This window comes from Kineococcus radiotolerans SRS30216 = ATCC BAA-149, from assembly GCF_000017305.1.
GTDB lineage: Bacteria > Actinomycetota > Actinomycetes > Actinomycetales > Kineococcaceae > Kineococcus > Kineococcus radiotolerans.
In genome coordinates this window covers 1,830,116-1,842,935 of sequence record NC_009664.2, presented here as the reverse complement: position 1 = coordinate 1,842,935, position 12,820 = coordinate 1,830,116, and the positions used below count along the sequence as shown (strand labels likewise).

At 74.3% G+C, this 12,820-nt stretch carries 12 protein-coding genes; 6 read left to right on the top strand and 6 right to left on the bottom strand.

All coding sequences use genetic code 11. The features are described 5' to 3' along the window. Positions 1 to 204: 204 nt before the first annotated feature. Positions 205 to 1,839 carry an ABC-F family ATP-binding cassette domain-containing protein gene (locus KRAD_RS08885; RefSeq protein ID WP_012085226.1) on the bottom strand — a complete coding sequence of 545 codons (1,635 nt, stop codon included), beginning with the start codon at positions 1,837 to 1,839 and terminating at the stop codon, positions 205 to 207. Between the two features lie 127 nt (positions 1,840 to 1,966). Further along, positions 1,967 to 2,389, bottom strand: coding sequence for a DUF3592 domain-containing protein (locus tag KRAD_RS08880; protein ID WP_012085225.1), 423 nt, complete (start codon positions 2,387 to 2,389; stop codon positions 1,967 to 1,969). A 23-nt stretch (positions 2,390 to 2,412) separates the two neighbouring features. On the opposite strand from KRAD_RS08880, the gene KRAD_RS08875 reads away from it, so the two are divergent. Continuing rightward, positions 2,413 to 3,144 (top strand): class I SAM-dependent methyltransferase, encoded by a 732-nt coding sequence (locus tag KRAD_RS08875; protein ID WP_012085224.1) that lies wholly within the window; start codon positions 2,413 to 2,415, stop codon positions 3,142 to 3,144. A 70-nt stretch (positions 3,145 to 3,214) separates the two neighbouring features. Here the strand turns inward: KRAD_RS08875 and KRAD_RS08870 are convergent, their stop codons facing one another. Next, the gene (locus KRAD_RS08870) at positions 3,215 to 4,051 is read right to left on the bottom strand and encodes an alpha/beta fold hydrolase (protein WP_012085223.1); all 837 of its coding nucleotides are present in this window, start codon (positions 4,049 to 4,051) and stop codon (positions 3,215 to 3,217) included. A 738-nt stretch (positions 4,052 to 4,789) separates the two neighbouring features. Here KRAD_RS08870 and KRAD_RS08865 point away from each other — a divergent pair. The 4 genes from KRAD_RS08865 to KRAD_RS25945 are packed head-to-tail and all read left to right on the top strand — an operon-like array spanning position 4,790 to position 8,434. Then, a complete protein-coding gene (locus tag KRAD_RS08865; protein WP_012085221.1) occupies positions 4,790 to 6,526 on the top strand; it encodes an NAD(P)/FAD-dependent oxidoreductase in 1,737 nt (578 codons plus the stop codon). Then, complete coding sequence (locus tag KRAD_RS08860) at positions 6,523 to 7,908, top strand: ATP-binding protein (RefSeq protein ID WP_012085220.1); 1,386 nt, start codon at positions 6,523 to 6,525, stop codon at positions 7,906 to 7,908. The genes KRAD_RS08865 and KRAD_RS08860 overlap by 4 nt, the downstream gene beginning before the upstream one ends. Then, on the top strand, positions 7,899 to 8,246 hold the full coding sequence (locus tag KRAD_RS08855; RefSeq protein WP_012085219.1) for a UBP-type zinc finger domain-containing protein: 348 nt from the start codon (positions 7,899 to 7,901) through the stop codon (positions 8,244 to 8,246). The genes KRAD_RS08860 and KRAD_RS08855 overlap by 10 nt, the downstream gene beginning before the upstream one ends. 29 nt (positions 8,247 to 8,275) lie before the next feature. Then, positions 8,276 to 8,434: a hypothetical protein gene (locus tag KRAD_RS25945; RefSeq protein WP_157873549.1), complete on the top strand. Its 159-nt coding sequence runs from the start codon at positions 8,276 to 8,278 to the stop codon at positions 8,432 to 8,434. Here the strand turns inward: KRAD_RS25945 and KRAD_RS08850 are convergent. Beyond that, positions 8,394 to 9,005 carry a DUF2238 domain-containing protein gene (locus KRAD_RS08850; protein WP_012085218.1) on the bottom strand — a complete coding sequence of 204 codons (612 nt, stop codon included), beginning with the start codon at positions 9,003 to 9,005 and terminating at the stop codon, positions 8,394 to 8,396. The two genes, KRAD_RS25945 and KRAD_RS08850, sit on opposite strands and share 41 nt — an antisense overlap. Before the next feature lie 55 nt (positions 9,006 to 9,060). On the opposite strand from KRAD_RS08850, the gene KRAD_RS08845 reads away from it, so the two are divergent. Next, positions 9,061 to 10,338: a uracil-xanthine permease family protein gene (locus KRAD_RS08845; protein ID WP_012085217.1), complete on the top strand. Its 1,278-nt coding sequence runs from the start codon at positions 9,061 to 9,063 to the stop codon at positions 10,336 to 10,338. 69 nt (positions 10,339 to 10,407) lie between these two features. On the opposite strand, the gene KRAD_RS08840 is transcribed toward KRAD_RS08845, so the two are convergent. Next, complete coding sequence (locus KRAD_RS08840) at positions 10,408 to 11,481, bottom strand: aspartate-semialdehyde dehydrogenase (protein ID WP_012085216.1); 1,074 nt, start codon at positions 11,479 to 11,481, stop codon at positions 10,408 to 10,410. Beyond that, positions 11,478 to 12,770, bottom strand: a complete 1,293-nt coding sequence (locus KRAD_RS08835) for an aspartate kinase (protein WP_041291987.1) — start codon at positions 12,768 to 12,770, stop codon at positions 11,478 to 11,480. Before KRAD_RS08835 ends, KRAD_RS08840 begins: the two co-directional genes overlap by 4 nt. Positions 12,771 to 12,820: the final 50 nt, after the last annotated feature.

Below are 12,820 nucleotides of genomic sequence, written 5' to 3'. Positions count from 1 at the left end.
TGGAGCGGGGTGGCGGGTGCGCCGGCGGGGCGTGCGCGCACGCCGCCGACGCACCGATCATCGCGGTCCCGGCCCGCTCCGTTCCACCCGATCGGCACCTCGTCCCGGAATCGTTGCGGGGCAGGACCTCCCGGGCGCGCCGGAAACACCTCACGGACCCCTCAACCGGGCCCTACCGCGGGCGACGGCCCCGGAGGGGCGGGCTCAGAGCTCGCGGACGCGCCCGTCCTCCACGGCGAAGCGGCGCGTCACGTGCACCGCCTCCAGCAGCCGCCGGTCGTGGCTGACCAGCAGCAGCGTGCCGCCGTAGCTCGCCAGGGCCTGCTCCAGCTGCTCGATGGCCGGCAGGTCGAGGTGGTTGGTGGGCTCGTCGAGGACCAGCAGGTTCACCCCGCGCGCCTGCAGCAGCGCCAGCGCGGCGCGGGTGCGTTCCCCCGGCGAGAGGCTGGCGGCCGTCCGCGCGACGTGGTGGGCGCCGAGCCCGAACTTCGCCAGCAGGGTCCGCACCTCGGCGTCGGGCCACTCCGGGACGGCGTCGGAGAAGGCGCGGGCCAGGGTCTGCTCGCCGACGAACAGCCCGCGGGCCTGGTCGACCTCCCCGACCTGGACACCGGACCCCAGCGCGGTGGAGCCGGAGTCGGGGGCGACCCGGCCCAGCAGCAGGTGCAGCAGCGTCGACTTCCCCGCCCCGTTGGGGCCGGTGACGGCGACCCGGTCGCCGAAGTCCAGCTGCAGCGTCACCGGTCCGAGCGTGAACCCGCCGCGGCGGACGACGGCCTCGCGCGCCGTCGCCACGACCGTCCCCGAGCGGGGGGCGGCCGCGATCTCCATCTGCAGCTGCCACTCCTTGCGGGGCTCCTCGACGACGTCGAGCCGCTCGATCATCCGCTCGGTCTGCTTCGCCTTCGCGGCCTGCTTCTCGCTGCCCTCGCGCATCTTGGCGCGGATGTTCTTGTCCGGGTCGCCCTTGCGGACGGCGTTGCGCACGCCCTGGGCCATCCAGCCGCGCTGCATCCGGGCGCGCGCCTCCAGCCCGGCCTTCGTGTCGGCGAACTCGTCGTAGGCCTCCCGGGCGTGGCGGCGCTGCACCTCCCGCTCGGCGAGGAACGCCTCGTACCCGCCGCCGACGACCCGCACGAGCTGCTGGGCCAGGTCCAGCTCCACGACGCGGTCCACGGTGCGGGCCAGGAACTCCCGGTCGTGGCTGACGACGACGGCGGGGGAGCGCAGCTCGGTCACGAACCGCTCCAGCCGGGCCAGGCCGTCCAGGTCGAGGTCGTTGGTGGGCTCGTCGAGCAGGAACACGTCGTAGCGCGACACCAGCAGCGCGGCCAGCCCCGCGCGGGCGGCCTGCCCGCCCGACAGCGACGTCATCAGCGCGTCCCCGGAGACGCTCAGCCCCAGGTCGGCGAGGACCTCCTCGCGGCGCTCGTCCAGGTCGGCCCCGCCCAGCGCCAGCCAGCGGTCCAGGGCGTCGGCGTAGCGGTCGTCGGCGCCCGGCGCCCCCGTGGCCAGGCCCTCCGCGGCCTCGTCCATCTCCCGCTGCGCCTGCGCGACCCCGGTGCGCCGGCCCAGGAAGCCCGCGACGGTCTCCCCGGGACGGCGCTCGGGCTCCTGGGGCAGGTACCCGACCGTCGCGGTCGGCGGCGAGAGCGAGACGGTGCCCGTCTCGGGGGTCTCCCCGCCCGCGAGCAGGCGCAGCAGCGTGGACTTGCCCGCGCCGTTGGCCCCGACCAGCCCCACCACGTCACCGGGGGCGATCACGAGGTCCAGACCGGAGAACAGCGCCCGCGTCCCGTGGGCGGCGCTGAGGTCCTTGGCGACGAGGGTTGCGCTCACGGGCCCATCCTCCCCCGCCGCGCGACGCGTCCCCGCCCCGCCCGGGGTGGCGCGACCGGCACCGGCACCGTCACGACGGGCGGGTCGGGGGGAGAGGGGGCCCGCCACGGTTTCAGCCCCAGCCCCATCAGGGCGGCGAGGACGGTGGCGGCGCCGACGAGCCCGCCGTAGACCCCCACCAGAACGACGGCTCCAGCGGTGTCGCCACCGACCACACCCGCGTCGGGTGCCGGGGGTCGTAGCGCACCGGCAACCGGGTCCCGACCGGGTGGCGCACCGCCTCGTCCCGGGTGACCGCCTTCGTCCGGGCCCGGACCCGCTCGCCCGTCGCGGTGGTGAACTCCAGCGTCCAGGTGTCGTCGTGACTCTCCGCCGCGGCGCGGAAGCCGACGACCTCGGCGTCGGTGACCACCCCCCGCTGCGCGAGCAGGTGGGCGGTGTGCATCTTGGGGACCAGCAAGAGGCCGGCGCCGACCGCCGTCACGAGGGACAGGACGAAGGTGATCGCCGCCCACGAGCGCCACTGGTGGCGGGGCGGGGGTTTCGACACCCCCCCAGCCTGCGGGGCGCAGGATGGCTCCCGTGGACCTCACCCCGCACGCCCGCTCGTTCGGAGCAGCCGCCGGCGCCTACGCCCGCGCCCGTCCGGGTTACCCCGCCGACGCGGTCGCCTTCCTCGCCGGCTCCGCCCGGCGCGTCCTCGACCTCGGCGCCGGGACGGGCAAGGCCACCGCGGCCCTGCTCGCCGCTGGCCACGAGGTCGTCGCCGTCGAACCCTCCACGAGGATGCTGGCGCAGCTGCGGACGGCGCTGCCCGGCGTCGAGGCGCACGAGGGCTCCGCGGAGGCCACGGGGCTGCCGGACGCGTCGGTGGACGCCGTCGTCGTCGCCCAGGCCTGGCACTGGGTGGACCCGGCCCGCGCGGTGCCCGAGGTCGCGCGGGTGCTGCGCCCCGGCGGCACCCTGGGGCTGGTGTGGAACCTGCGCGACGACACCGTCGACTGGGTGCGGCGGGTGTGGTCGATCGCCCAGCGCGGCACCGAGCAGGAGATGGGCGCCGACGACACGCGCCTCGGCGCGCCCTTCGGCCCCCCGGAGCGGTTCACCACCCGGCACGAGCACGTCCTCGACCGCGCCGGGGTCCTCGACCTCGTCGCCTCCCGCAGCTACGTCATCGTGCGGCCCGAGGCCGAGCGCGTGGAGCTGCTGGCCCGGGTGGGCGAGGTCCTCGACGGCGTGTTCGGCCCGGGGGACCCGGTCGCGGTGCCGTACCTGACGCACTGCACCCGGTTCACCCGCGGCTGACGTCGCGCCCGGGCGGACGGCGCACCCGAGGTGCAGCTGGGTGCGCCGTCCGCCGCGACAGCGCCAGGTCCTACTGCTGGATGAACGCCAGGAGGTCGGGGTTGATCACCTCGGCGTGGGTGGTGAGCATGCCGTGCGGGTAGCCCTCGTAGATCTTGAGGGTGGAGTCGCGGAGGAGCTCGTGCTGCTTCAGAGCTGCGTCCTGGTAGGGCACCACCTGATCGTCGTCACCCTGGATCACGAGGACCGGGACGGAGATCGCCTTGAGGTCGTCCGTCTGGTCGGTCTCCGAGAACGCCTTGATGCCCTCGTAGTGCGCCAACGCGCTACCCGTCATGCCCTGGCGGCGCCAGTTGTCGATGACCGGCTGCGAGGCCTCCACGTCAGGTCGGTTGAAGCCGTAGAACGGGCCCGAGGCCACGGCGTCGTAGAACTCGGCACGGTTGGCCGCGAGGCTGCTGCGGAACCCGTCGAACACCGATAGGGGCGTTCCTTGCGGGTTGGCCTCGGTCTGCAGCATCAGCGGGGGAACGGCTGCCACCAGGACGGCCTTCGCCACGCGGCCCTGCGGCTCGCCGTACTTCGCGACGTAGCGTGCGACCTGACCACCGCCGGTGGAGTGGCCGATGTGGATGACGTCGCGGAGGTCGAGGTGCTCCACCACCGCGTCGACGTCGCTGGCGTAGTGGTCCATGTCGTGGCCGGTGCTCACCTGGGCTGATCTGCCGTGACCGCGACGATCGCTCGCGATGACCCGGTAGCCGTGGGCGTGGAAGAACAGCATCTGCGCGTCCCAGTCGTCCGAGGACAGGGGCCATCCGTGGTGGAAGAAGATGGGCTGGGCATCAGCGTTGCCCCAGTCCTTGAAGTAGATCTCTACGTCATCGCTCGTGGTCACGAACGGCATGGTCGACCTCCAGGTTGAAGTCGGCTCGAGCCCTGCTCGAACCGACGCGCTGAGTGCTGCCTCTCCTCGTCGAGGAGTGGTCGGGGTGGTTCTTCGAGCAGGCGTCGCCCTGCTCAGCGCGGGAACGCACGGTGGTGTGAACACGGTTGAGACCACGTTCACCGGTACCCGGCTGACCGTTCTCGGTGGCGTCGACGAACGCCTGGGCGGGTTCAGAGGGAGGTGTCCTCCGGGTTCCCGGGCACGAGGGGACTCCTCCCGATCGCGGTCGGGGTGATCCTCCCCGATCCCGGACCCCGCTCGCGGCGGTGGACCTGACCCTCTCAGGGCCTGGCTCGTGCCCGCCCGCCCGCCTAACGTCCTCGTCGTGCACGACGCCGGGGACGAGAGCGGGGACCGCCCACCGGCGCCACCCGCCGGCCTCGGTGGACGGGGTCCCGGCCGTCGTGCGCGGCCGCCCCGAGGCCGCCTGACCTCGAACCCGACCACGGCCCCGAACCGGAGGTGCAGCGTGACCGGAACCCCCACCCGCCCCACCGTCGTCCTCGTCCACGTCGCGTTCGGCGAGCCGGCGAGCGCCGCAGGTAGGACGTGGCGGACGTCACCGCCACCGCAGTGGCCGAGACGGCCCGATCCCCGCCCCGGGCACCGGCCCGGGCATCCGCACGACGACTGCATCGCCGGCCGCGGTGGCCCCGAGGCTTGACCACGGGCGGGGACGGGTGGGAGCTTCCGGCTGTGGTGGACCCTGAGGTGGAGCCCGTGGTGGACGAGCGGCGCGCGAGCGGTCGGCCGGTGCTGCTGACGGTGGACGACGACCCCGCGGTGTCGCGCGCGGTGGCCCGCGACCTGCGCCGCCGTTACGGCCAGGAGTACCGCGTCCTGCGCGCGGAGTCCGGCGCGGACGCCCTCACCGCGCTGCGCGAGCTGGCGCTGCGCGGGGAACCCGTCGCGGCCGTCCTCGCCGACTACCGGATGCCGCAGATGGACGGCGTCGAACTGCTCGAGCAGGCGATGGACCTCTTCCCCACCGCGCGCCGGGTCCTGCTGACCGCCTACGCCGACACCTCCGCGGCCATCCGCGCCATCAACGACGTCGACCTCGACCACTACCTCCTCAAGCCGTGGAACCCGCCGGAGGAGAAGCTCTACCCGGTGCTGGACGCCCTGCTGGAGTCCTGGCGCGCGATCCCCGCCCGCCCCGCCGACGAGGTCGCCGTCATCGGCGACCGCTGGTCCGCGCGCTCCTTCGCGGTGCGCGACTTCCTCGCCCGCAACGAGGTCCCCTACCGGTGGCTGCTGGCCGGGCAGCCCGAGGCGGACCGGTTGCTCAGCGCCTCCGGCCACGACGCCGCCACGACGCGGCTGCCCGTCGTGCTGGCCCCCGGTCCCGGCCCGGGGGGACCGCAGGTGCTCGTCGACCCCGACGACACCGCGCTGGCCGACCACGTGGGCCTCTCCACCCGCCCGCAGCGGGAGTTCTACGACCTCGCGATCGTCGGCGGGGGCCCCGCCGGGCTGGGGGCCGCCGTCTACGGCGCCTCGGAGGGGCTGCGGACGGTCCTCGTCGAGGAGCACGCCACCGGCGGGCAGGCCGGGCAGAGCTCCCGGATCGAGAACTACCTCGGCTTCCCCGACGGGCTGTCCGGGGCGCAGCTGGCCGACCGGGCGCGCCGGCAGGTCGCGAAGTTCGGCGCCGAGACCCTCGCCGCGCGCAGCGTCACCGGGCTGGAGAGCGCCGGCGGCGCGCACGTCGTCCGCTTCGCCGACGGCAGCAGCGTCGCCGCGCACACCGTCCTGCTCGCCACCGGCGTCTCCTACCGCACGCTGGAGGGCCCGGGGCTGGAGGAGTTCACCGGCCGCGGGATCTACTACGGCGCCGCGCTCAGCGAGGTCGGGGCCTGTGCCGACGAGGACGTCTTCGTCGTGGGCGCGGCGAACTCCGCCGGGCAGTCCGCGGTGAACCTGGCCCGTTCCGCCCGCAGCGTCACCCTGCTCGTGCGGGGACCGAGCATCGAGGCGTCGATGTCGGCCTACCTCGTCGAGCAGATTCGCGCCCTCGGCAACGTCGCGGTGCGCACCTGCACCGAGGTCGTCTCCGCCCGCGGCGACGAGGACGGCGAGGGCCACCTGCGCTCGATCGTGCTGCGCGACAGGCAGTCCGGGCAGGAGCACGAGGTCCCCGCGACCCACGTGTTCGTGTTCATCGGGGCCGCGCCCCGCACCGCCTGGCTGGAGGGGACGCTGCAGCGCGACGCGCACGGCTTCGTCGTCGCCGGCCCCGACCTGCACCTGGAGGACGGCCGCCCGCCCGGCTGGGCGCTGGAACGGGCCCCCTACCACCTGGAGACCTCCGTCCCCGGGGTGTTCGTCGCCGGGGACGCGCGCGCGGACTCGGTGAAGCGCGTCGCCTCCGCCGTCGGCGAGGGCGCGATGGCCGTCATGCTCGTGCACCGCTACCTGGCGCAGTCGTGAGCACCGCGGCGAAGCTGCCCGTCGAGGAGCTGCGGACGCTGTTCCTCTTCGAGGGGCTCTCCGAGGAGCAGTTGCACCTGCTCTCCACCGCGGGCGACGTCGTCGAGGCCGCCCCCGGCTGGCTGTACCGGGAGGGCGAGGAGGCCACCTGCTTCTACGTCCTGCTCTCCGGGACGCTCGCGCTGTCCCACCGCAGCGGCGGCGACGACCTCGAGATCAGCCGCACCCGCCAGCGCGGGGTGTACTGCGGGGCCTGGGAGGCCTACCTCGGCGACGCCGCGCCGGAGGGGTACAGCTCCTCCGCCCGGGTCCTGGAACCCGCCCGGCTCTTCGCCCTGCCGGCCGCGGAGTTCGGCCGGGTCGTGCGGGAGTGGTTCCCCATGGCCGTGCACCTGCTGGAGGGCCTGCGCGTCGGTCTCGCCGAGGCCCAGGAGCTCACCGCCGCCCGCGAGCGCCTGCTGGCGCTGGGGTCGCTGACCGCCGGGCTCACCCACGAGCTCGGCAACCCGGCCGCCGCGCTGGCCCGCACCCTGGAGCAGCTGCAGGGCGGGCTGGCCGCGCTGGACCGCGCCGTCCCCGGGGCGCCGGCCCTGCCCGCCCCCCGCGCCGCGGCCCCCCTGGACCCGCTGCGCCGCGCCGAGGCCGAGGACGTCCTGCTCGACGTCCTCGACGAGCTGGGGGTGGACGACGCCGACGACCTCGCCCCGGTGCTCGTCGAGCACGGCGTGGGCGCCGGCGACCTGACCGCGCTGGGGGACCGGGCGACCGTCGAGCGGTACGCGCGCAGCCTCGCGGTCCGCTCGCTCCTCGCGGAGGCGTCGGCGGCGTCGGCGCGCATCAGCGACCTGCTGGCCTCCGCGGGCCGCTACGCGCAGCTGGACCGCACCGACAACCGCTGGGTCGACGTGCGCGAGCTGCTCGACGCCGCGATCGCGATGCTCGGGGCGGGGGCCGGGCGGGCCGTGGGCCGCGCCCGGGTCGTGACGGACTACGCCGAGGTCCCGCAGGTGCTCGGGCACGCCGGGGAGCTCACCCAGGTCTGGACGAACCTGCTCGACAACGCCCTCGACGCCGTGGCGGGCGGGCCGGGGGGCGCGGGCACCGTGACGGTGCGGGTGCGTGACGACCCCGACGGGGCGGGGGTCGTCGTCGAGGTCGCCGACGACGGGCCGGGTGTCCCCGCGGACGTGCTGCCGCGCGTCTTCGAGCCGTTCGTCACCACCAAGGACGTCGGGGAGGGGACCGGGCTGGGCCTGGACATCGCCTGGCGGGTCGTGGTGCACCGCCACCACGGGCGCCTCGGCGTGACGAGCGGACCCGGGGACACCGTGTTCCGGGTGTGGTTGCCGACGAACCCCCAGGAGGGACGACCGTGGACCTGATCGACCCCACCGCCGCACCGAGCGGACCCGGCTGCGCGGACTGCGAGGCGGCCGAACCGCGGGGCTGGTGGTTCCACCTGCGCCGCTGCGCGGCGTGCGGGCACGTCGGCTGCTGCGACTCCTCGCCCGCCCAGCACGCCCGCGCCCACGTCGCGGCGTCCGGGCACACCGTCGTGCGCAGCTACGAACCGGGGGAGGAGTGGTTCTACGACTTCGGCAGCGACGAGACCTACGCCTCCGGTCCCGACCTGGCCCCGCCGCTGAACCACCCCGACGACCAGCCGGCCCCCGGCCCGCGCGGGCGGGTGCCGTGGAACTGGACGACGAAGCTGCACTGACCCGCGCGGGCGCCGCGTAGGCTCGCGGCGTGAAGTACCTCCTGGTCGTCCTCGTCCTGGCCGTGGTCGCCTTCCTCGCCTACCGGCGGCTGCGGGGCTCGGGCTCGAACCTGCCCCCGGCCGACCCGCGGCGCCTGCGCGACGAGTTCAAGGACGGGCGCGGACCGGACGACCCCGACCGGCCCTGAGGACGAGCAGGACCAGCGCGACCGCCGACCCGGTCGTGCCCAGCGCCATGTCGCCCAGGGTGTCCTCGTAGGCGGTGGCGATCTCGGTGCCGTGGCGGATGAACGTCCACCACTCCCCGACCTCCCACAGCAGCGCCAGCAGCGCGCCCCCGCCGACGACGGCGACCGCCCGCGCCCACCGCGGGCGCACCGCGGCGACGTCCAGGACGAGGCCCAGGCCCAGGGTGAGCAGGCACCAGTTCAGGAAGTGCAGGGCGTCGTCCCACCAGACGACGGTGTCGTAGAGGTTCAGGGTGTTGCCGCTGACGTCGACGAGGAACGGCAGCATCACCAGGGTGAACCCCGCCCACGGCACCGGGCGGGGCACCGGCCGCGGCGCGCGGTCCCCGCGGCGGTGCCGGACCCGCCACAGCAGCGGGACGAGCAGCATCAGCACCGGGTAGGACACCAGCCGGGCCCCGAACGCCTTCCCCGCGAACTGCGGGAGGTCGCGCGCGAACGTCGCGAGCAGCAGCTGCGCGACGGTCGCGACGAGGACGAGAGCGGCGGCGGTCCACCGGGGCAGGCGCATCCCCTTAGTCTTCCGCGGGGTCCGCACGGGCCGGACCGGAACGAGAGGAACGCGCATGGCGAGGACCGGTTGGCAGTTGCACGGCGACGGGCGGGCGGCGTCCCCGGGGGCGGTCGTGGCGCCCGAGGAGCGGCTCGCGTGGCCGCGGACGGTCGGCATCGGCCTCCAGCACGTCGTGGCGATGTTCGGCTCGACGGTGCTGGTGCCGGCCATCACGGGGTTCCCCGTCGCCACGACGCTCTTCTTCTCCGCGATCGGCACCGCGCTGTTCCTGCTGATCACCCGCAACCGGCTGCCCAGCTACCTCGGTTCCTCCTTCGCCTTCATCGCCCCCGTCCTGGGCAGCGCCGCGGGCTCGGCGACCGGCGGGATCCTCGTCACCGGGCTGCTGCTGGCCGTGGTGGGGCTCGCCGTCCACGTGGCGGGGTCGCGCTGGATCGACGTGGTGATGCCGCCGGTGGTGACCGGCACCATCGTCGCGCTCATCGGGCTGAACCTGGCCCCCGCGGCGTGGGGGACGACGGAGGACTCCGGGTTCCGCGCCGACCCGGTGACGGCCGTCGTCACGCTGCTCGCCATCGCGCTGACCAGCGTGCTGTTCCGCGGGCTGCTGGGCCGGCTCGCGATCCTCGTCGGGGTCGTCGTCGGCTACCTCGTCGCCGCGGTGCGGGGCCTGGTCTCCTGGGAGGCGGTGGGCGCGGCCGACTGGGTCGGGCTGCCGACCTTCACCGCCCCGCGCGTCGACGTCTCCAGCCTCGCGCTGTTCCTGCCCGTGGTGTTCGTGCTCGTCGCCGAGAACGTCGGGCACGTGAAGTCGGTGGCGGCCATGACCGGGCGCGACCTGGACCCCCTCGCCGGGCGGGCGCTGCTCGCCGACGGCCTGGCCACGACGCTGGCCGGTCTCGGCGGCGGTTCGGGGACGACGACGTACGCCGAGAACATCGGGGTGATGGCCGCGACGAAGGTGTACTCCACGGCCGCGTACTGGGTGGCCGCGGCCGCCGCGCTGGTCCTGTCGTTCTCCCCGAAGTTCGGGGCCCTCGTGGGCTCGATCCCCCCGGGCGTCCTGGGCGGGGCCGCGACGCTGCTCTACGGGATGATCGGCGTCCTCGGCGCCCGGATCTGGGTGCAGAACAAGGTCGACTTCTCCGACCCGGTGAACCTCACGACCGCCGCCGTGGCGCTGGTCGTCGGGATCGCGAACTACACCCTCACCACCTCCGGCGGACTGTCCTTCGAGGGCATCGCGCTGGGCACGGTCGCCGCGATCGGGCTGTACCACCTGATGCGGGCCGTGGCCCGGGCGCGCGGCACCGCCACCCCCGCCGCCTGACCCCGGGAACGCGCGGAGGGCCCGCCCGGAGTTCCAGACGGGCCCTCACGTCGTGCGGGGCGGCAGCGCTCAGGCGGTGAGTTCCGCCGCGACGAGCTCGGCGATCTGCGCGGTGTTGAGCGCGGCCCCCTTGCGGAGGTTGTCCCCGCAGACGAACAGGTCGAGGGTGTTGGGGAAGTCCAGCGCCTGCCGGATCCGGCCCACGACCGTCGGGTCCCCGCCGACGGTGGCCGCCGGGGTGGGGAAGACGCCGTTCGCGAGGTCGTCCTGCACCTCGACGCTGGGCGCCGCCTCCAGCGCCGCGGTGGCCTCGGCGACGTCCAGGGGACGGGCGAAGGTCGCGTGCACGGCCAGGGAGTGCGTGGTCTGCACCGGCACCCGCACGCAGGTCGCGGAGACCTTCAGGTCCGGGATCCCCAGGATCTTGCGGGACTCGTTGCGGACCTTCAGCTCCTCGCTCGTCCAGCCGTCGTCCTTCAGGGACCCCGCGACGGGGATGACGTTGAGGGCGAGGTGGGTCTGGAACGGGGAGTCGTCGCCGAGCTTCTCCGAGATCGCCTGCGCGGTGTCCCCGGCCCGCGAACCCAGGGTGCGGTTCCCGGCGACGACCTCGATCTCGTCGTAGAGCCGGTCCACGCCGGGCTGCCCCGCGCCCGAGGCGGCCTGGTAGCTGGCGACGACGAGCTCGGTGAGCTGCCACCGCTCGTGCAGGGCGCCGAGGGCGTCCATCATCGTCAGCGTCGTGCAGTTCGGGTTCGCGATGATGCCCTTGGGGCGGTTGCGCGCCGCGGCCCCGTTGACCTCGGGGACCACGAGGGGGACCTCGTCGTCCATCCGGAACGCGCCGGAGTTGTCCACGGCCACGGCCCCGCGCTCGACGGCGATCGGCGCCCACACCGCGGAGACCTCGTCGGGCACGTCGAACATCGCGACGTCGACGCCGTCGAAGACCTCCGGCGTCAGCTCGCGCACCACGACGTCCTCGCCGCGCACGCGCAGGACCTTGCCCGCCGAGCGCGCGGAGGCCACGAGGCGGATCTCGCCCCACACGTCGGGGCGCTCGGTGAGGATCCCGAGCATCACGGTGCCGACGGCGCCGGTGGCGCCGACGACGGCCAGGGTGGGCTTGCGGTTCTCGCTCATCGTCCGGTCCCTCCGTAGACCACGGCTTCTGCTTCGGTGTCCAGGCCGAACGCGGTGTGGATCGCGCGCACAGCGTCGTCGAGCTGGTCGAGACGGGTGACCACCGAGATGCGGATCTCGGAGGTCGAGATCATCTCCATGTTGATGGCCTTGCTGCCCAGCGCGTCGAAGAACGTCGCCGAGACGCCCGGGTGCGAGCGCATCCCGACGCCGATGAGCGAGACCTTGCCGATCTGGTCGTCGTACTCGACGCGCTCGAAGCCGATCGCGGCCTGCGCCTTGTCCAGCGCCGCGATCGCCGTCGCGCCCTCGGCCTTGGGCAGCGTGAAGGAGATGTCCGTGCGGCCCGAGGCCCCGGCCGCGACGTTCTGCACGATCATGTCGATGTTGATCTCGGCCTCGGCGACGGCCTTGAAGATGGCGGCCGCAGTACCGGGGTTGTCCGGGACCCCCACGACGGTGATCTTGGCTTCGCTGCGGTCGTGCGCGACACCGGAGATGATCGGCTGTTCCACGGGTTCCTCCGGGCTGTGCGAGCTGAGAGCGGCGGGGATGGGGAAGTCGGTGACCCACGTCCCCTCGTGCGGGCTGAACGAGCTGCGCACGTGGATCGGGAGGTCGTAGTTCCGGGCGTACTCGACGCAGCGGAGCATGAGGATCTTGGCGCCGTTGGCGGCCATCTCCAGCATCTCCTCGGTCGCGATCCGGTTGATCTTGCGCGCCGTCGGCACGATCCGCGGGTCGGCGGTGAACACGCCGTCGACGTCGGTGTAGATCTCGCAGACGTCGGCCTTCAAGGCCGCGGCCAGCGCGACGGCGGTGGTGTCCGAGCCGCCGCGGCCCAGGGTGGTGATGTCCTTGGTGTCCTGGCTGACGCCCTGGAACCCGGCGACGATCGCGATCGCGCCCTCGTCCAGCGCCGAGCGGATGCGGCCGGGGGTGACGTCGATGATGCGGGCGCGCCCGTGCGAGGAGTCGGTGATGACCCCGGCCTGGGAGCCGGTGAAGGAGCGCGCCTCCAGCCCGAGGTTCGAGATCGCCATGGCGAGGACGGCCATCGAGATCCGCTCGCCGGAGGTCAGCAGCATGTCCAGCTCGCGCGCGGGCGGCATCGGGCTGACCTGCTCGGCGAGGTCGATGAGCTCGTCGGTGGTGTCGCCCATCGCCGAGACCACGACGACGACCTCGTGACCGGCGCGCTTCGTCGCGGCGATGCGCTTCGCGACGCGCTTGATGCCGTCGGCATCAGCGACCGAGGAACCGCCGAACTTCTGCACCACGAGAGCCACGACGAGCGATTCTACGGAACGGGGGGCCGTGCTCCCGGCCGTGCTCACCC